Raw genomic sequence first — 18,064 nt, 5'->3', positions numbered from 1 at the left:
AACTAAGTATTTTCCCCTCTACTTTGCAATTTTACTTCCATCTCAACCGCGTCTTCTCGGTTATCAATATAATAGTGCGATTTGATATTGGTTTGATGAAATCCTAGTCGTTCATACAATTTTCGTGCTCTTAGATTATGAATCCGCACTTCTAGTGTCATTCGCGGATAGCCATGGTTGCCAGCATAAGTCTTTAAAATTTGAATCAAATTAGCACCGATTCCTTGATCCTGATATGCCGGACTCACACCAATATTGGTAATGTGGCTTTCGTGTTTATACCAATTAAATGAACAACCAGCATAGCCAACTACCTGCCCATCGTAGACCGTTACAAGATACAGTCGATCGTGATCCCGCTCCAGTTCAATTTGAAAAGCATTTGCGTTCCAAGGAGCCGTCCCGTAAATCAATTCCTCAATTCTAATAATTGAAGAAATATCGGTGAACCTTGCACGGCGAATGGTAAACTGGCGTCCATTGATTAGCTTCGTTTGCTGTTCAAAAATTAATTGACCAGCTTCCTGATGATGTTTAAGCCAGTTCTTAAACTTCGCGAACATAATTTTGCCTAGTCTCACCTGGGTGAAGCTTTTGCCAATTGGCTTCCGCTTCTGTAATCCGTAGATAATGTGGAATCATCGAATCAATATCCGTAACTGGCTGAGCATCTTCTCCAGCAAGTGCTAACTGGTAAGTCGAAGGGATGGCAAATGGTCGTGGGGCTAACTTAATATTGGCTGGCATTTCTCCCATTGTCTTCTCAATTCGCTCAGTTAAGTGCCCAACTAATAAAATTGGTTGCTGTAATTGAGCAAGTTGCTGCAGGAGTTCCTTCATTGCCAAATGTTGATCGGGAATCCGATTAACTAATTTTCCATCTTGCCACTGGTATACGCCTGCAAAAACGTTTCCGCGCCGGGCATCGAAAAATGGCACAATTACTTCTTTAGTTGTTGGAACAACATTCCGCGCTAACACTTCAAGACTCGAAATACCTACTAACTCCTTCTTCAAGGTGTCAGCGAGTACCTTAGCGGTTGAAACTGCAATTCGAATGCCAGTATACGATCCTGGTCCCTGGGCAACAGCGATCCGGTCAACGTCTTCTGGTTGCCACTTGACAAGCTTAAATAGCTTATCAATTGCTGGCATTAAATAAATACTATGGTTACGTACCATGTTCAATGTTTCAGTTGCCAAAAGCTGATTATCCTCAACTACCGCAACACTCATTGGATGGTTTGACGTATCAATGGCAAGTACTTTCATTTCTTCGATCATCCTTTCAATCATCTAACATCTTATCACACCAGCCACTTTTTGCATTAATTTTACGTCAAAATAAAAAGTAGCGTTTAGCTAAACTCCCCCTGCTAAACGTTACTTTTTGAAGGTTTATTATTATGAGTACATTCTAAGCATTAATAACTAGTCGCGGTCATCGTAGCCCTTTGGGTGGGTTGAATGCCACTTCCATGCAGTTGCGATAATGTCATGAACATCATCGTACTTTGGATCCCAGCCAAGAACGTTCCGGGCCTTGTCACTAGCGGCAACTAATGAATCAGGGTCTCCTGGACGCCGTGGGGCAATCTTTGCGGGAATTGGTTCGCCAGTAACTTCTCGAGCTGCTTCAAGCATTTGCTTATTAGAGAACCCGGTTGATGAACCAAGGTTGAATGCATTACTTTCGTTACCAGCTTCAAGGTACTTAATTGATAAGATGTGAGCATCAGCCAAGTCCATAACATGAACGTAGTCACGAACGTTAGTCCCATCTGGTGTATTGTAGTCATCACCAAAGATGCTCAATTCTTTCCGCTTTCCTTGAGCAACTTGGAGAATGATCGGAACTAAGTGTGTTTCAGGACCGTGGTCTTCACCAATAGTTCCATCTGGAGCAGCACCGGCAACGTTAAAGTACCGAAGAGCAACGAACTTAATGCCATAAGCCTTGTCAGCCCAGTGCATCATCTTTTCCATCATTAACTTACTCAAGCCGTATGGGTTGATTGGGTTTTGTGGATCAGTTTCCTTAATTGGCATGTGTTCAGGAACACCGTAAGTAGCAGCTGTTGAACTGAAGACAATGTACTTGATATTGTGGTCACGCATTGCTTCAAGCAAAGTGATCATTCCACCAGTATTGTTGTCAAAGTACTTCAAAGGCTTGCTCATTGATTCAGGGACAATTGAAAAGGCAGCGAAGTGAACAACCGCTTCAATGTCTTCATTATCAAAGATCTTGTCCAAAAACTTCCGGTCACGAATGTCACCTTCGTAGAATTTTGCCTTTGGGTTGATTGCGTCACGGTGACCTGTAGAAAGGTTATCAGCAACGACAACTTCTTGACCGTGTTCAACTAAGTCCTTAACCATGTGTGAACCGATATAACCGGCACCACCAGCAACTAAAATTGCCATGTTGTTTCCTCCTTATCCGACAACATCTGCTATTACCAGACTGTCTACTAATTCCTTGTTCAAATATGATTGTAGCACTTTTATAATTGGCCGTTTAGTAAAATTAAGTAAAATTTTAGTAAATAATGTAACCGATTACAAAGTGATTAAGTTTTCTAAGCTAGTTTCGTGTTCAAGGTACCGAAATAGCAATCCTTCGCGAAGACCACTATCACTAAATTGGATTTGTTGAATTTGCTGCTGGCGGACAATACTCATTAATGGTAATAGGCCACCCACAATAACATCAGCTCGTTCTTTGTTAACACCACGAATCTTAGCCCGTTCACTTCGCGAGCTTCTCAACAGCTGCTGCATAATTGTAAATGCTTCATCGGGACTCATTGTTAAGCCATGAACTGGCGCAACCCGACTTGAATTAACTGCTTGTTGCCAACGAAAGATTTTTGCCAATGCTCGGTTACAACCTCCTAGCGCAACCAGTTCTCCATGGCGAACACGGTTTAACCATAATTCCTTACTTAGGACCTGATCAACCTTTACAATCGCGTTAAACAGATTGGTAGCACTAATTTGGTCACCAAGGTCATACCGTTGCGAGAGCAAAACTGAACCGAGTGGAATACTGACCACTTCTTCAGCCTGACCGTCATTAACCAGGATAATCTCCATACTAGCACCGCCAGTATCTAAGATGGCACCGTTTTTAAGCGCCAGAGTATGACTAACCCCAATATAGTCAAGGTAAGCCTCCTGTTCACCAGAAATCACGTGAATTACAAAGCCAGTTTTTTCCTGAACTTGTTGTAAGAAATCACTCTGGTTCTGTGCTTGACGAACCGCTGCCGTCGCCACAGCAAGAATTTTAAGATGCTTATACTGATCACAAATCTGTCGAAATTCAGTCAGGGCTTTTAGCGTTCGTTTAATTGGTTCAGGTTTTAAAATCTTTTCTGGTCCCATATCTGACGAAAGACGAACATACCGTTTCTCATACTGTTTTGTCTGGTATGAACCATCAAGATTAATCTGATCAATCTTTAAGCGGACTGAGTTAGAACCAAGATCGATAATTGCTAGGTATTGAGAATCCTTACTCATGGCGTTCACCCTTTCGTGAATCGAGATGGAGACTTGGAACGTGACGGCTTAAAGTTTCAAAGACGTTTGAAAAATGACGCTTTGACTTTTCCTGTCGTTTTGTTTGCTTGCTTTCAACATTTGCCCGTTGAACAAAGAATTCTTGGGAATTAAATGGCTCTTCACCATGGTTGTCAATTCGTTCATAGTGATCACCAACAAGAACCCGAGCCTTAACGTTATCCTTCCACATATCGTCAAGGATTGAAATTGCCTTCTCTTTGGTATCTGCTTGTTCCACCGGATAAAGTTCCTCAACCCGCCGATTAAGGTTTCGGGTCATCATGTCAGCACTTGAAAGGTAAATTTCTTCATTACCATTGCCTTCAAAGTAGTAAATCCGGGAGTGCTCCAAGAACCGGCCAACAATTGAGTGCACTTCAATATTCCCGTGCAGTTCTGGCAGATCATTCCGTAAACAGGTGATTCCCCGAATAATCAGCTGAATCTTAACTCCCTTAGATGCTGCTTCATACAGGTGCGCGATAATTTGTTTATCCGAGAGTGAATTCATCTTCATCCGAATGAGTGCCGAATTGCCACTTTCAGCAATTTTAATCTGCTGATCAATCTTTTGGTTAATAAAGTTCCGAATTCCGTTTGGTGATACACGGATCTTATTGAAGTACGGTGGCCGAGCAAATCCTGAAAGCATGTTGAAGAGGTTGGTCATATCCATCCCAATCTCTTGATCACAGGTCAGAAGTCCCATGTCAGTGTAGAAATGAGCAGTTACATCATTATAGTTCCCGGTGCCTAGGTGCATGTAACGACGAAGGCCATCTTCATCCCGCCGGATAACCAAGGCAACCTTACAGTGCGTTTTAAGGCCGACAAGCCCGTAAATTACGTGACAGCCCATTTGTTCCAATCGTTGAGCCCACCGAACGTTATTTTGTTCATCAAACCGAGCCTTGACTTCTACCAGAACGGTTACTTGTTTTCCTCGTTGAGCAGCCATCCCTAAATACTTAATAATTGGTGAATTTCCGGATACCCGGTAAAGGGTCATCTTGATTGCAAGAACTTCTGGATCGAGGGCAGCCTGGTGAATGAAGTTAACTACCGATTGGAAACTATCATACGGGTGCTGCATTAGGTAGTCGTGCTTCCGGATAGCAGCAAAGATATTGTGTTCCATGTCTAAAGCAGGATTTTGGTAGGCGTGGAACGGTAGAAAACGGAGATCAGCATGTCCGTCAACCATTCCAGAAAGTTTCTTCAAGAAGGTTAAGTCTACCGGACCATTTACCCGGTAAATTGAACGTTCATTCACGTGCAGGTTGTCAATCAGCTGATCCTCTAGCCACTCATCAATTGAATTTTCAACTTCAAGCCGCATTACCTCACCGTGTTCCCGTTCACGTAATTGGTGCTTAACGGCCCGTAATAGGTCAGAAGTATCTTCTTCCGCAACATCCAAGTCCATATCACGCATTACCCGGTAAGTTGCTGAAGCCAAAATTTGATAACCTGGGAAGAGCTGGCCAAGGAAACGCTTAATGACTTCATCAATTAGGATAAAGTTGTTCTCTCCCGGTAAGCGAACTAGTCGCTTATAAATGGACGGAACACGAACAGTGGCAAACTTAATATCTGATTCTCGGCTATCATCATGGGGTTCTAGCTGACGACTCTTAACCTCCTGATCACCTTCAAGAATTTCTTGTTCCTGAACAGCTTTCTTTTGCTTTGGATCCCGGCGTAATTGAATTGCAATGTTAAGTGAGTTGTTAGCAATGAACGGGAATGGCCGTGAAGTATCATCTGCCATTGGTGTTAGTACCGGCATTAACTCATCACTGAAGTACCGCCGAATAAATTCCTTTTGTCGATCATCTAAATCAGCTAGGTGCATAATATTAATCTGGTGTTGCCTTAAGTCAGGAATTATTTGTTTGTTATAAACTTCATAACGTTCCTTCACCATTTCATGTTCTTTTTTATTTACGGCCGTTAATTGTTCCTCAGGTGTCATTCCCGAAGCATCCGTTGTTGTTACATTCGCCGCTGCCAATTTATGAAGTGACGCAACCCGTACCATAAAGAATTCATCGACGTTGCTTTGGGTAATCCCTAAAAAGTTAGCCCGTTCAAGAAGCGGGTTGCTGGTATCAGTTGCTTCTTGAAGAACCCGTCCATTAAAGTCAATCCAACTAAGTTCTCGATTAACATAATTTTGTGGTTTATAAAATTCCTTGTACATTTTACCGCCCCTCTTTTTCCTTTAATACAGGTTTAATACCGAAGACATCGTCAAAGAGTTGTGACTTTTGGCTAAATGACCAGCTTTCTAGTACTAAATCGTCTGAGCTAGTCGCTTTAATAATTAGTCGCCCGTTCTTTAATTTTAGCTGAATCCGACTAATCTTTTGCTGTCGTGAATCATCTAGGGAATCAACTAATCTTAAGATTGCCGCTAACTTGGCAACTGGCATCTGAATATCCTCGTCCAAATGACGATAATGAGACTGGTCAATGGTTGGGCTTTCAGTACTGTGGTAACGGGCAACTTCCGCAATAATTAGGTTATCTTCATTGGAGAGACCGATCATGGGATTAGCCTCCAAAATATATGCCGAATGTCGATAGTGCCCTTGCTGGTTAATAAAATTCCCAATATCATCAACCTTAGCCGCCACTTCAAGCAAAAGACGGTAATGGTTGCTTAACCGATGAATCGGTCGTAATTCATCGAAGAATTGAAGTGCATACTTCTTAACAAAGTCTGCATGATTAAAATCAATCCCGTACCGTTTAGCAATATTATCAGCAGAGGTCCGAATCATATTATTTACGGTAGCTTGAGAAACATCATTGGCCGTTGCGATCCCGTTTGAAATGCCATCCATAATCGAAAGGTTTGTCACATAAAGACTTGATGGATTAATCAGATCTGACATTCGAGCAATCACCAAATAGTTTGGTAAAATATATTCATCCTGAGCTTCTGTCGGGTCAATATCATTGTTATACATGTATCGATCCTGAGGAATTAATAGGTGATTAAACGTTTCACGGAATTTTTGACGGTCAATTTCACCAATTTTTTGGTGCTTATCCACATAGCGTTTTGCTAACGAAGGCGCATTCTGAACAATCATCGTCGTCTTCTTTTGCCGCGTTAATTCAGGCGCTAAGTAACCAAGCTTACTACCAATGTAATCCTGAATAATTTCTGTCGGATTAGTCGTCGTCTGCCGTAACTGGTTAACAAGGCGGTGAATCTGGGCCCCGCCAAGATCAATTTCCCATGAAGTCTCAAAATTACCATGATGGAAAAATGCCAGTGTTGAGCTATCTAATCCAATACTCAAAATATACAGGCAATGCTTGCTTAAATTCTTAAATTCTGGTAACTGATCAACAATATAACTCATTGACTGGGCCATTAATTGATTATTATTCAGCCATTCAATTTTCAGTCCCGTACGAACCTTCAGCTGATCACCAACATAACTTGCGGTGACGCTATCCATATCTTCATAGGCTCCATAGAATTTAATATCATCAACCTGATAATCGCTAATCAGTTCCTTGAAGCCTTCAATATTATCAGTGATTGCTGCCATGTTCTTTCGATAATTAGCAGTTTTATTATCTTCACCAATAGCAAATAATCCAGAACGGACGTCATTAACTACTTTGAGGCTTGGGAGCTCGATAATCCGTAAGAAAATCTGGTCCGGTTGTAAATAAATTACTGCCGTCAACGAATTTTTCATTCTAATCACCCCTCAATGTTTTTCCACTTTAAGTCTACCATTAATGGACATAAAGGGCGTGCTAAAAAGGGTTCAGAAAAAGCAAAATGTTTTTTCTGAACCCTTTTTCGAATATCTTAAATTCAGCAATTCTTAACCCAACCAGCTAAACTTAGCCTTCGTACAAAGTTTACCGTTGCTTTTAATCTGGTGAAGACTGGTATATGGATCTGCCATCGTAAACTCACTAGTAATATCATGGTCGGCACGAACTTCTTGATGGTATTGAATTGAAAACGACTTTAATTGGTGGGTCGTTAAAAACTGCTCACCAAGCGGATCCAAGAGCCAATCAAAGTAGCGGGCATTGTTGACATGACGATTAGCATCTAAATCAAAATAACGAACATGGTATCGTTTTTCTGTTAATAATACATCTGCGGCAATCGGCTTAGGTCGTCGTCCCCGTGGCACACGTTTAACTTTTGGTGCTTGATAAGCTGTAATTATCTTTTCGGGAATTGGTTCCATTTTTCGACTGGTTAAATTCATGAATGCCAATAAAGATTGAACATGAGCATACTCTTTTTGACCATCCTTATCACGGAGCCAAAACTCACGGGTCGCAAAGAAACGATTATATCCGGTCGCCCGCGTTCCAAGGATAACGGTATCACCAATTTTTAGTGATTGCAGGTCAAGCGTTCCTTCAAAACTAACAATAACCCAGGTTCCACCAGTCGCCTGAATATTTTCCTGGCTTAACCCCAGTTGGTCACTTTGTTTATCAGCAACAACCATAAGCATACTCATTACCATACTTAGAGTTGGATGACCTAATTCATTGCATTCGTAATAAGCAAGCTGATGCGGTATTTCATATTCCTGTGCCGATTGTTTTAATTCCATTTTTGCTCCTAAATATTATGATATTGCTTATAGAGTTCTTGACGATTCAACTTATTTTTCTTGGCAACTAATTTAATTGCTGCATTAGTAGATAACCCTTCACTAATTTTCTGATCAATCTGTTCAATTGGTGTTCCGGCTTCATCATTTTGAACATATTCATCAGGATGAGGATTCCCAGCTATTAGCACAACATATTCTCCTCGTGGCTGATGTTCATCATAAAAGGCAGTTAACTCAGCTAAACTTCCCCGACTAAACTCCTCATAACGTTTAGTTAATTCACGAGCTAAAACTGCTTGGCGGTCGTCACCAAAAACTTCGGCCATCACTTTGAGAGTTTTCTTCAAACGGTGAGGTGCTTCATAGAAAATCATGGTCTCAGAACGATTCCGTAATTGCTCTAATTCTTGCACTTGCTGCTGGTGCTTCCGTTCAAGAAAGCCATAGAAGTAAAACGGCTGGGGAACGAGGCCAGAGGCAATTAAAGCGGTCAACCCAGCGTTAGCACCTGGTAACGGAACAACTGGGATCCCTTCTTTTACTGCCGCTGCAACTAATTCTTTCCCGGGATCAGAAATTGATGGCATCCCCGCATCACTACATTGCGCAATCGTAAGGCCAGCCTTTAATTTACCAATTAATTCTGGAATGCGTTGTTCCGTATTATGTTCATGGAAACTAATCTCAGGCGTGTGAATATCAAAATGGTTTAATAATTGTTGAGTATGCCGCGTATCCTCAGCTGCAATCAAGTCAGCCCCAGTTAACACCTTAACTGCTCGAAATGTCATGTCATCTAAATTACCGATCGGTGTCGGCACAAGGTATAACGTTCCTGAATCCTGATTTTGAAAGCTACTAACCTGTTGCATTGTCCTCTCCCTACTTAATCGTTGGCTGATCATGACCAAAAATCGTGTCTAAACAAAAAGTACACGATTCATTCTGTTCAAGCCGCTTGCCAAAATATTCACTGCAAACATGAAAACCTTGCTGATACAATTTCTTTAAGTTTTCCCGTGAACCAGAAAGATGATCATCATCATGTTTTTGCTGATGCATCTTCTTTAACATTGTTCGTAAATGGTCATTTTCAATTGAAAGTTCAGCATTCGTTTCCATTAATTCTGTCACCTGGGCCTGGAGCTGTTCCATATTAGCAACTAGGTCATGCGTTTGCTTAGTTACCTGAGCGAAGCGATCATAAATATTACTTGGATTACCATGTTCACTCATTGTGATTACCCTCCTATGCCGAAAGTGCTTGAACAATTTTGATAGTTAACTGTTCCGCAACGTTTTGAAATGCCATATTTTGATCCAAGAGGTGTCGGCTAGTCAATGTTTCCTGACTAATTTCTAACAATGTTTGTACAGAATATTGTTGGGCAATTGTCGTTAGAAGTTCCTGAGCCTGTAAAAAGTGCAGATCTTCTTCAGCAGTCATCCCGTTTGCAACCAGTAAGGTATCTCGCCAAATTAATGCCATGAGGTCGAGAATCAACTGCTGCTTTTGACGATCGGTTGCTAGTTTGACGATCTCTGTTTGAATATCAACGAAACCTAGCATGTTTGCATTACTGGTATGCCGATACCACAGTGCGATTGCTGAAATTGCTTGCTTTAACCAGTCATCTTTTCGCCATTCCAGAATCTCGCTTACAGAATCCGTTAACCCGATAGCAACACTTCGTTCGGTCCGTGGAATTTCTTGCTTAGCCAATGCTTTTTCAAGTTCAGCCCGTGCCAATGGACGCAGCTCAATCACTTGTGTCCGCGAGCGAATTGTTGGTAAGACAGCACTCTTATTGGTTGTTAACATTAAAATGTAAATTCCTGGACCCGGCTCTTCAATAAACTTCAACAAGCTATTAGCAGCATTATTCGTCATCTTTTCGGCATCATGAATTACAAAAAGCTTTTTATTGCCCTCAACAGCACTTTTAGTAAATTCATCCTTCAAGTGACGGATCTCGTCAACCTTAATCTGTCGGCCTTCCGGTTTAGCAACGACCACATCAGGATGATTACCGCTTAAAATTCGCTGACACTCTGGACAGGTAAGGTCAGGCTCACCATTTTGCAAATGGAGACAGAAAAGTCGTAACGCTAACCACGTGGCCAATTGACTTTTTCCTGAGCCGGTTGGACCAACAAAGAGGTAAGCATGTGCTAATTCATGATTTTTTATTACCGTTTGCAGTTGTTTAACTATTAAAGGCTGCAAACGCTCTGCCTGCAACTGGTCAGCCACTTCTTTTCACCTACTCAACTAAAACTTGTGGAACTGTTCCACTGGCATTACAAAGACGGTTGCTCCACCAATTTGAACATTAACTGGAAAGGCAGAACCACCTTCAACATCCATGTGCATTTGCGACGTAACATATTGTTCACGAGACTTAGCGTTCTTCTTGATAATCTCAAGAACATCTTGAACCCGTTCATCTTCAATCCCGATCAAAAACGTTGCGTTCCCTTCACGGAGAAAGCCACCTGTTGTAGAAAGCTGAGTCATTTGGATATGGTTCTTGGCAAATGCTTTCCGGAGCCGATTACTGTCCTTGGATTGAACAATCGCAATTATCATTTTCATAATAAATCACCTTTCTTTAAATGCCACTAGCTTAAAATAAATCATTAAACTTCGCATGAATCGTTTGCTTCACGTCACTAATTACCTTAGGCAGTGACTGACTAGCATCAATCAACTTAATTCTTTCTGGATTTTCTCGTTGAAGGCGAAGAAATGCTTCACGAACAGTTTTATGGAAACTTAACTGCTCTTCGTCTAACCGGTTAACTTGATCGGCCCGGTGTTCAGCAATTCGCTGCAACCCTAATTTTGACTCAATATCCAAATAAATAGTTAAGTCAGGCAACAACCCATCAATCGCATACTGGTTAATTTGCCAAATCTTCTGCTCACCGAGATGGCGTCCAGCTCCCTGATAGGCAATTGAACTATCGACGTAGCGATCACAAAGAATTACCTTGCCATCTTTTAAGGCTGGCAAAATCTCTGAAACGATATGCTGACGACGGGCAGCCGCAAATAATAGCGCTTCCGTTCGGCCATCCATATCAGTGTTGTGCTCATCAAACAAAACCCGGCGAATTTGCTCAGAAATATGATTACCACCAGGTTCCCGCGTATACATTACCTTTTCTTTACCAAGCTGTTGCTCTAGTTCAGCTTGAATTGCAGTAATTACGCTTGTTTTCCCTGCGCCATCCGGTCCTTCAAATGAAATAAATTTTCCTGCCATTAATCCTCTTCCTAACGATCGATTACGCTCTGGTTTAGTTCACCATGTACCTTAAATTTGCGCGCAATTCGGTAAAGGTACAAATATTTTTGTTCTTGCAAGCGACTTCGATAATGAAGTTCCGTACTTGCATTAGCCTCATAAACAGCTCGCTCGGTTTCCTTTGCATGATCCCAGCTTGCTTTTGTTTCATAGATCAAATTCAATAATCGCTGGTCACGCTCTTGCTTTATCTCTTCTTGATTTCGATGATGGAAAAGCATTCGTTACATCTCCGTCCGTCCTTGAACAGCCTTAAATAGGGTTACTTCATCCGCATAGTCAATATCAGCCCCAACAGAAAGTCCGTGGGCTAACCGCGTAACTTTAATTCCGGCAGGCTTAATTAATTTTGCAAGGTAACTAGCAGTTAACTCGCCATCCGACGAAGCGTTAGTTGCAATAATCACTTCTTTTATCTCATCGTCTTTTTTCAGACGATCTAATAGGCTAGTAATATTAATATCTTCCGGGCCAGTCCCTGCAACAGGTGAGATTACACCATTTAAGACGTGGTACAAGCCATGGTACTCATGCATTCGTTCCATTGCCATGACATCCTGTGATTGCTCAACCACAAGGATTTGTGAAAGATCACGAGTCTTATCTTGGCAAATTGGGCAAGGATCATCTTCCGTAATGTTGCCACAAATACTACAACTATGGAGATCACGCTTAGCTGATAATAATGATTTAGCAAAGTTTGTAACGTCATCGCCTTGCATCGTCAGTGTATAAAAAGCTAGCCGGGTAGCCGTCTTTTGACCGATACCCGGTAGTTTTGTGTAGCTTTCAATTAGCTTTGCTAGCGGTTCAGGATACTGCACTCTTACATCCCCAAGCCACGAGTGTACTTACCCAAAGTACTTTGAGTAGCATCGTTGACCTTCTTCATCCCATCATTAACGGCTGCCAGTACAAGATCTGAAAGCATGTCAATGTCATCAGGATCAACGGCTTCTGGCTTAATTTCCAGATTAACTAACTTATTATCACCAGTAAAAGTTGCGGTTACCATGCCATCTGGTGCTTGACCAACGAATTGCTGCTTAGCAAGTTCTTCGTGTTCAGCCATCATTTTCTTTTGCATTTCCTTAGCTTGCTTTACCATTTGTTGCATATTCATACCGTTCATCATAATTTATCATTCCCCTTTAATTATTTTCTACTTTAACAATATCACTACCGAACAGCTCTTGGGCAGTTGTAACCAAATCTTTTTGCTCGTCTGACTTTGGTTGTGGTTCTTGAACCGTTGCCGGCGCGGTTGAAACCGGCTCCTCTGCTGGCGCTTCAGCACTTGCTGCCGCGGGTTGCGGATTATTACCAGTAGAACGAGAAGACCCTTTTCCTAAGCCATGACTTTGAATATACTCTTTACGTATTTGCGGCCATTGATCTTTAGGGACAAACACAACTTTTCGCTGATCACCACTTAAGCGTTGAAGACCATCTTCCATCGCTTGAATTAAAGCTTGATCATCAGTTGCCTGCTGAAAAAGAAATGCATAGTCAAACGCCACGATAATTCCATCCGGACTGGCGGCCACTGGTTGAGAAACGTGTAAGAGCGATCGTTGAGGGACGCTAAGCATATTAAGCATATCTCCCCAGAGTTCCTTCATTTTAGCAAGATCCTGACGCGTAGCTGCACCAAGAACTGGATAAATCTGGTGCAAATTGACACGATTACTTCGTGATTTAACACGTGGTTGCTCTTTTGCTGCTTTAGAAGCACTATTAGCAACTGGCTTACTAATAGTAGTAGTTCCTTGTTGCTGAAGCACCTGGACAGTCTGTTGCAGTGCTTGAATCTGCGCTTGAAGTTTATCAACTTCTGCTTGGTTTGCTTCTTGGTGAGCCTGAGTTGGTTTTGATACGCTAGCGACAGGCTGCTCTGCTTCTGGCTGGGATAATTTAACGGTCAAAACCTCTAAATAAACATCCGGATGAGTCGTAAACCGCATTTCCATTTGAATATTATTTAGGTCATCAATCATTCGGTATAATATTGTTGATGAAGCTGCTTTACTCAGTTCTGCAAAATCTTCATCTTTTAATCCCGTACTCTCAACCTTTATTAAATCAGGCGACTCCTGATACAAAAGGACATCTCGAATGAACGAGATCAAATCTTCAATAAACCGCTGACCATCTTTACCCTCGCCGAGAATCTGCTTCATCGTTTCCAGCGCAGGAGCACTTTGGCCTTGACAAACTTCCAGGAAGTACTTCTTTAACAGCTGCTTAGTAACACTCCCAGTTACTAAAAGGGCATCGTCAAGCTTAACCTGGTTATCACTAAAGGAAAGAACCTGATCCAGGATACTTAACGCATCCCGCATTCCTCCCTCTGCAGCATTTGCAATCACCCATAGTGCCTTTTCGTCATACTCCACCTTTTTCTGATCCAAAATGTACTTCATGCGTTCGAATGAATCAGTAGCCGAAATACGGCGGAAATCAAACCGCTGAACCCGCGAAATAATTGTAAGCGGGATCTTATGCGGCTCAGTTGTCGCCAAAATAAAGATTACATTGGCAGGCGGCTCTTCCAGCGTCTTAAGCAAAGCATTGAACGCCCCTGTTGAGAGCATGTGAACTTCGTCAATAATGTAAACTTTATAGTCCGCTTGCGTTGGCGCATACTTCGCCTTATCACGAATATCACGAATCTCCTCCACACCGTTATTTGATGCAGCATCAATTTCAATAACATCATTTAATTGACCATTAGTAATTGCTTTACAAGTATCACATTCATTACATGGTTCACCATCTTGAGAGTGGTGGCAATTAACAGCCTTGGCGAAAATCTTAGCCGCAGAAGTCTTCCCAGTACCCCGCGGCCCAGCGAAGAGGTAGGCATGACTAATTTGGTGAGTAATAATGGCGTTTTTGAGTGTCCGGGTAACAACTTGTTGACCAACCATATCGTCAAACCGCTGTGGACGCCATACACGATATAATGCCTGGTAACTCATTAATCAGCTTCCTTTCCGTAATTTTAATGCTGCTTAATATTATACTAGCTTTTATCAAAAGAAAAATCATTTGAACCGAATTTAAGATAAATAAAATTTTCAATTATAAAATTAAAGAGGCCAGGAAATAGTATCCCGACCTCACGGTTAATTTCTTAAAAAACTTAGAGCACAAGATACATCAAACTTAGTGCTGCTTCCTTCCGGACCTGACACGGTTCGTAAGCATACCCTTGCTCTAAGGCCTTACGGCAAATATCATCATACAACATTTTATTTAGAATTACTAGTCTTTTTCTTTTTTCGGGCCAGTTTACGTTTTTTCCGCACTGCCCGGAAAAAATCCTTTAACATTTGACTACACTGTTCACCAAGAACGCCAGCAGTCACATAAGCCTGATGATTTAATCGGTCATCACCAAGTAAATGATATAAACTATCGACTGTTCCCGCCTTAGGATCAGTTGCCCCGTAAAAGACATTTCTGATTCGCGCGTTTACAATTGCTCCGCTACACATCATGCACGGCTCAAGAGTAACGTATAGATCACAATCTTCAAGGCGCCAACTATGAAGGTAGGAACAGGCCTCCATAATTGCTAGCATTTCTGCATGATAAGTCACGTCCTGAAATTTTTCTCGCATGTTATGGCCGCGTCCTATAATTTTCCCTTGATAGGTCACTACTGCACCAATAGGAACTTCATCTAGCAACGCTGCTTTTTTTGCTTCAGCAATGGCCGCTCGCATAAACTTTACTTGTTCTTCTCGGGGAACTGTTACTCTTTCCTTCATCGTAAAAATTCTCCTTTAATTTATGTTAAATTTCTCTTTTCAAGTGTATAATATTAGTTTGTTGATCAATCTATCATTTATCAAGAAATAAATCAAAAAGTTTCACATACATAATTGCCCACCTCATGTGCTATATATTGTGTTTCACTATTTAAAGTCACACAATATATAGCACTTTTTCATTGATTTTTTACATAAGATCGCTATACTAGAAAACATCAAATAAGACGAGTGAGGGGATCAAAATGGTTACTGTGTTTTCTAAAAATAACTGCATCCAATGCAAAATGACTAAGAAATTCTTAAAAGCCCACAACATTAATTTCGTTGAACATAATATTGATGAACAACCAGAATTTATTAACAGTTTAAAGTCAGAAGGTTTCATGGCAACACCAGTTGTTAAGTTACCAAATGGTAATGCCTTTTCTGGTTTCCGTCCTGACGAATTAAACAAATTAACTCAAGCAATTTAATCTAATCGCAAGGACTATTCAAAATTCATCAATTTATACCGGAATTTGGTGATTTTAGAGTGGTTAGTGATAGAAAGTATTTTTTATCGCAACCGCTTTTTTTATTCGCTATTTTAAAAAATGATAGAAAGTGAGAATAAACATGGCACTATCTGATATTGATTTAACACAAGTTAAGTACTATGACCTTAACAATGAGGTTAATATTCCCAAGGATGGCAAAATCCAGTTAGATAAGGATCAAGCTGCTCTCAAAGACTTTATTGAGAATAACGTAAAGCCTAATACCAAGCAATTTGCTTCCGTGACCGCTCGCTATAAGTGGTTAGAAGACAATGACTACATTGAAGACGGCTTTATGGATAAGTATAGTGATGCTTTTATTGAAAAGTTATACGACTACTTAAAGCAACAAAATTTTCATTTTCATTCATTTATGGCCGCTTACAAATTCTATGCCCAATATGCTCTGCGGACTAATGACAAGGAATATTACCTTGAAAACTATATTGACCGGGTTGCAATGAACGCCCTTTACTTAGCGAATGGAGATGAAGAGCTAGCAATGATCCTGGCTGATGAGATTATTCATCAACGCTATCAACCAGCAACCCCTACCTTCTTGAACGTTGGTCGGAAACGGCGGGGAGAGTTCGTTTCATGCTTTGCCATTCAGCCAACGGATAACATGAACACTATCGGTCGAACAATCAATTCTGCGCTCCAGCTTTCTAAGATTGGTGGCGGTGTGGGAATCAATCTGAGCAATCTTCGTGAAGCAGGTTCCCCAATTAAGAAAATCGAAAATGCTGCTAGTGGGGTTGTCCCGGTAATGAAATTGTTAGAGGATAGTTTTTCCTACTCTAATCAGCTAGGTCAGCGTCAAGGTGCCGGGGTTGTTTACCTTAGCGTCTTCCACCCGGATATTATTGAATTCCTAGGTGCTAAAAAGGAAAATGCTGACGAAAAGATTCGGTTAAAGACCCTCTCTCTTGGAGTTACTGTTCCTGATAAGTTCTATGAATTGGTTGAAAAAGATGAAGATATGTACCTTTTCAGCCCCTACGATGTAGAACGGGTATACGGCAAACCATTCTCCTATGTTGATATTACCGAAGAATACGATAATATGGTTGCTAACGATGAGATTCACAAAAAGAAAGTGAATGCCCGTGACCTCGAAGATGAAATCAGTAAGCTTCAACAAGAATCTGGCTACCCTTACATTATCAACATTGACACCGTTAACCGTGACAATCCAATTGACGGTAAAATCGTGATGAGCAACCTCTGCTCTGAAATTGCCCAGGTTCAAACCCCATCCATTGTTGCCGATGATCAAAGCTACGAGACTCTTGGTACTGACATTAGCTGTAACTTAGGTTCTACTAATATTGCCAATATGATGAATACACCAGATTTTGGCCGTTCAATTCGCGCAATTGTTCGCGGTCTAACACGGATCAGTGACGTAGAAAGTCTTGACGTGGTTCCTTCAATCAAAAAGGGAAATGAGCTTAGTCACTCAATCGGACTTGGGGCAATGGGACTTCATGGCTACTTGGCCAAGAATCATATCCAATATGGAAGTCCGGTTGCTGTTGAATTCACTAGCGTTTACTTCATGCTACTTAATTACTGGTCACTAGTTGCTTCTAATGAAATTGCAAAGGAACGCCACGAAACGTTCCATAATTTTGAAAAGAGCAAGTACGCCGATGGTTCATACTTTGATAAGTACGTAAGTAAGGATTGGGGTCCTAAGTCTGACCTTGTTAAGAAGCTTTTTGCGAACATCCATATCCCAACGATTGATGACTGGAAGAAGCTAAAGGATGACGTTATGGCTGATGGACTTTACAATGAATATCGGTTAGCGGTTGCGCCTAATGGTTCTACTTCCTACATTAATGATTCAACTGCAAGCTTGACACCAATCATTAACCGGATTGAAGAACGGCAAGAGAAGATGATTGGGAAGATTTACTACCCCGCTCCATATCTTTCTAATGACACAATGCCATATTACCGTTCCGCATATGACATGGATATGCGAACAGTAATTGATACTTACGCAGCTGCCCAACAACATGTTGATCAATCACTATCTCTTACCCTCTTTGTTCGTTCAACAATGCCAGAGGGCCTCTATGAATGGAAGAACGGTCGGACAAATAAAATGACTACTCGTGATCTCAATATTCTGCGCCACTACGCTTATAAGAAAGGGATCAAGTCAATTTACTACGTCCGGACATTTACCGATGATAATGATGAAATTGGTGCAAACCAATGTGAAAGCTGTGTTATCTAAGCGG

19 protein-coding genes and 1 other RNA gene are annotated in these 18,064 nt (G+C 41.3%); 2 read left to right on the top strand and 18 right to left on the bottom strand.

Annotated features, from left to right (window positions below):
- Positions 1-2: 2 nt before the first annotated feature.
- The 18 genes from rimI to tadA form a co-directional block, all read right to left on the bottom strand.
- Entirely contained in the window at positions 3-563 is a 561-nt protein-coding gene (rimI, locus tag N4627_RS01720) for a ribosomal protein S18-alanine N-acetyltransferase (protein ID WP_098044891.1), read from the bottom strand.
- Complete coding sequence (gene tsaB, locus N4627_RS01715) at positions 547-1,272, bottom strand: tRNA (adenosine(37)-N6)-threonylcarbamoyltransferase complex dimerization subunit type 1 TsaB (RefSeq protein ID WP_260964873.1); 726 nt, start codon at positions 1,270-1,272, stop codon at positions 547-549. The genes rimI and tsaB overlap by 17 nt, the downstream gene beginning before the upstream one ends.
- Before the next feature lie 159 nt (positions 1,273-1,431).
- The gene (gene galE, locus N4627_RS01710) at positions 1,432-2,427 is read right to left on the bottom strand and encodes a UDP-glucose 4-epimerase GalE (protein ID WP_260964872.1); all 996 of its coding nucleotides are present in this window, start codon (positions 2,425-2,427) and stop codon (positions 1,432-1,434) included.
- A gap of 135 nt (positions 2,428-2,562) precedes the next feature.
- Entirely contained in the window at positions 2,563-3,528 is a 966-nt protein-coding gene (locus N4627_RS01705) for a Ppx/GppA family phosphatase (protein WP_003717559.1), read from the bottom strand.
- Positions 3,521-5,773, bottom strand: a complete 2,253-nt coding sequence (locus tag N4627_RS01700; protein ID WP_191336983.1) for an RNA degradosome polyphosphate kinase — start codon at positions 5,771-5,773, stop codon at positions 3,521-3,523. Before N4627_RS01700 ends, N4627_RS01705 begins: the two co-directional genes overlap by 8 nt.
- Position 5,774: 1 nt before the next feature.
- Positions 5,775-7,292 carry an exopolyphosphatase gene (locus N4627_RS01695; protein ID WP_260964871.1) on the bottom strand — a complete coding sequence of 506 codons (1,518 nt, stop codon included), beginning with the start codon at positions 7,290-7,292 and terminating at the stop codon, positions 5,775-5,777.
- 132 nt (positions 7,293-7,424) lie between these two features.
- A complete protein-coding gene (locus tag N4627_RS01690; RefSeq protein WP_260964870.1) occupies positions 7,425-8,180 on the bottom strand; it encodes an acyl-[acyl-carrier-protein] thioesterase in 756 nt (251 codons plus the stop codon).
- Positions 8,181-8,188: 8 nt separating this feature from the next.
- On the bottom strand, positions 8,189-9,055 hold the full coding sequence (gene rsmI, locus N4627_RS01685; protein ID WP_191336986.1) for a 16S rRNA (cytidine(1402)-2'-O)-methyltransferase: 867 nt from the start codon (positions 9,053-9,055) through the stop codon (positions 8,189-8,191).
- Between the two features lie 10 nt (positions 9,056-9,065).
- Positions 9,066-9,419 (bottom strand): DNA replication initiation control protein YabA, encoded by a 354-nt coding sequence (locus N4627_RS01680; RefSeq protein ID WP_003717554.1) that lies wholly within the window; start codon positions 9,417-9,419, stop codon positions 9,066-9,068.
- A 13-nt stretch (positions 9,420-9,432) separates the two neighbouring features.
- Positions 9,433-10,437 carry a DNA polymerase III subunit delta' gene (gene holB, locus N4627_RS01675; RefSeq protein WP_191336987.1) on the bottom strand — a complete coding sequence of 335 codons (1,005 nt, stop codon included), beginning with the start codon at positions 10,435-10,437 and terminating at the stop codon, positions 9,433-9,435.
- A gap of 18 nt (positions 10,438-10,455) precedes the next feature.
- Positions 10,456-10,779 carry a cyclic-di-AMP receptor gene (locus N4627_RS01670; RefSeq protein WP_003717552.1) on the bottom strand — a complete coding sequence of 108 codons (324 nt, stop codon included), beginning with the start codon at positions 10,777-10,779 and terminating at the stop codon, positions 10,456-10,458.
- A gap of 31 nt (positions 10,780-10,810) precedes the next feature.
- Entirely contained in the window at positions 10,811-11,452 is a 642-nt protein-coding gene (gene tmk / locus N4627_RS01665; protein WP_098044899.1) for a dTMP kinase, read from the bottom strand.
- An 11-nt stretch (positions 11,453-11,463) separates the two neighbouring features.
- Positions 11,464-11,715: a YaaL family protein gene (locus N4627_RS01660; protein ID WP_003717550.1), complete on the bottom strand. Its 252-nt coding sequence runs from the start codon at positions 11,713-11,715 to the stop codon at positions 11,464-11,466.
- Positions 11,716-11,718: 3 nt separating this feature from the next.
- Positions 11,719-12,318 (bottom strand): recombination mediator RecR, encoded by a 600-nt coding sequence (gene recR / locus N4627_RS01655; protein ID WP_260964869.1) that lies wholly within the window; start codon positions 12,316-12,318, stop codon positions 11,719-11,721.
- 2 nt (positions 12,319-12,320) lie between these two features.
- Entirely contained in the window at positions 12,321-12,629 is a 309-nt protein-coding gene (locus N4627_RS01650) for a YbaB/EbfC family nucleoid-associated protein (RefSeq protein ID WP_003717548.1), read from the bottom strand.
- 16 nt (positions 12,630-12,645) lie between these two features.
- Entirely contained in the window at positions 12,646-14,475 is a 1,830-nt protein-coding gene (gene dnaX / locus N4627_RS01645; protein WP_003717547.1) for a DNA polymerase III subunit gamma/tau, read from the bottom strand.
- Positions 14,476-14,628: 153 nt separating this feature from the next.
- An RNA gene (ffs, locus tag N4627_RS01640) (signal recognition particle sRNA small type) lies at positions 14,629-14,726 on the bottom strand.
- Positions 14,727-14,748: 22 nt separating this feature from the next.
- Positions 14,749-15,270, bottom strand: coding sequence for a tRNA adenosine(34) deaminase TadA (gene tadA / locus N4627_RS01635; RefSeq protein ID WP_003717546.1), 522 nt, complete (start codon positions 15,268-15,270; stop codon positions 14,749-14,751).
- A 245-nt stretch (positions 15,271-15,515) separates the two neighbouring features.
- On the opposite strand from tadA, the gene nrdH reads away from it, so the two are divergent.
- Complete coding sequence (nrdH, locus tag N4627_RS01630) at positions 15,516-15,746, top strand: glutaredoxin-like protein NrdH (RefSeq protein WP_003717545.1); 231 nt, start codon at positions 15,516-15,518, stop codon at positions 15,744-15,746.
- Between the two features lie 142 nt (positions 15,747-15,888).
- Positions 15,889-18,060: a class 1b ribonucleoside-diphosphate reductase subunit alpha gene (gene nrdE, locus N4627_RS01625; RefSeq protein ID WP_260964868.1), complete on the top strand. Its 2,172-nt coding sequence runs from the start codon at positions 15,889-15,891 to the stop codon at positions 18,058-18,060.
- Positions 18,061-18,064: the final 4 nt, after the last annotated feature.

The sequence above is a fragment of the Limosilactobacillus vaginalis genome (assembly GCF_025311515.1).
GTDB classification, from domain to species: domain Bacteria; phylum Bacillota; class Bacilli; order Lactobacillales; family Lactobacillaceae; genus Limosilactobacillus; species Limosilactobacillus vaginalis.
The sequence above is the reverse complement of the archived record's forward strand: the minus strand, read 5'-3'. Positions and strand labels throughout refer to the sequence as shown.

Bases quoted from the DNA above. Each gene is read 5' to 3' on its own strand.
- rimI (WP_098044891.1), bottom strand. From the start codon at position 563: ATGTTCGCGAAGTTTAAGAACTGGCTTAAACATCATCAGGAAGCTGGT.
- tsaB (WP_260964873.1), bottom strand. From the start codon at position 1,272: ATGAAAGTACTTGCCATTGATACGTCAAACCATCCAATGAGTGTTGCG.
- galE (WP_260964872.1), bottom strand. From the start codon at position 2,427: ATGGCAATTTTAGTTGCTGGTGGTGCCGGTTATATCGGTTCACACATG.
- N4627_RS01705 (WP_003717559.1), bottom strand. From the start codon at position 3,528: ATGAGTAAGGATTCTCAATACCTAGCAATTATCGATCTTGGTTCTAAC.
- N4627_RS01700 (WP_191336983.1), bottom strand. From the start codon at position 5,773: ATGTACAAGGAATTTTATAAACCACAAAATTATGTTAATCGAGAACTT.
- N4627_RS01695 (WP_260964871.1), bottom strand. From the start codon at position 7,292: ATGAAAAATTCGTTGACGGCAGTAATTTATTTACAACCGGACCAGATT.
- N4627_RS01690 (WP_260964870.1), bottom strand. From the start codon at position 8,180: ATGGAATTAAAACAATCGGCACAGGAATATGAAATACCGCATCAGCTT.
- rsmI (WP_191336986.1), bottom strand. From the start codon at position 9,055: ATGCAACAGGTTAGTAGCTTTCAAAATCAGGATTCAGGAACGTTATAC.
- N4627_RS01680 (WP_003717554.1), bottom strand. From the start codon at position 9,419: ATGAGTGAACATGGTAATCCAAGTAATATTTATGATCGCTTCGCTCAG.
- N4627_RS01670 (WP_003717552.1), bottom strand. From the start codon at position 10,779: ATGAAAATGATAATTGCGATTGTTCAATCCAAGGACAGTAATCGGCTC.
- tmk (WP_098044899.1), bottom strand. From the start codon at position 11,452: ATGGCAGGAAAATTTATTTCATTTGAAGGACCGGATGGCGCAGGGAAA.
- N4627_RS01660 (WP_003717550.1), bottom strand. From the start codon at position 11,715: ATGCTTTTCCATCATCGAAATCAAGAAGAGATAAAGCAAGAGCGTGAC.
- N4627_RS01650 (WP_003717548.1), bottom strand. From the start codon at position 12,629: ATGATGAACGGTATGAATATGCAACAAATGGTAAAGCAAGCTAAGGAA.
- dnaX (WP_003717547.1), bottom strand. From the start codon at position 14,475: ATGAGTTACCAGGCATTATATCGTGTATGGCGTCCACAGCGGTTTGAC.
- tadA (WP_003717546.1), bottom strand. From the start codon at position 15,270: ATGAAGGAAAGAGTAACAGTTCCCCGAGAAGAACAAGTAAAGTTTATG.
- nrdH (WP_003717545.1), top strand. From the start codon at position 15,516: ATGGTTACTGTGTTTTCTAAAAATAACTGCATCCAATGCAAAATGACT.
- nrdE (WP_260964868.1), top strand. From the start codon at position 15,889: ATGGCACTATCTGATATTGATTTAACACAAGTTAAGTACTATGACCTT.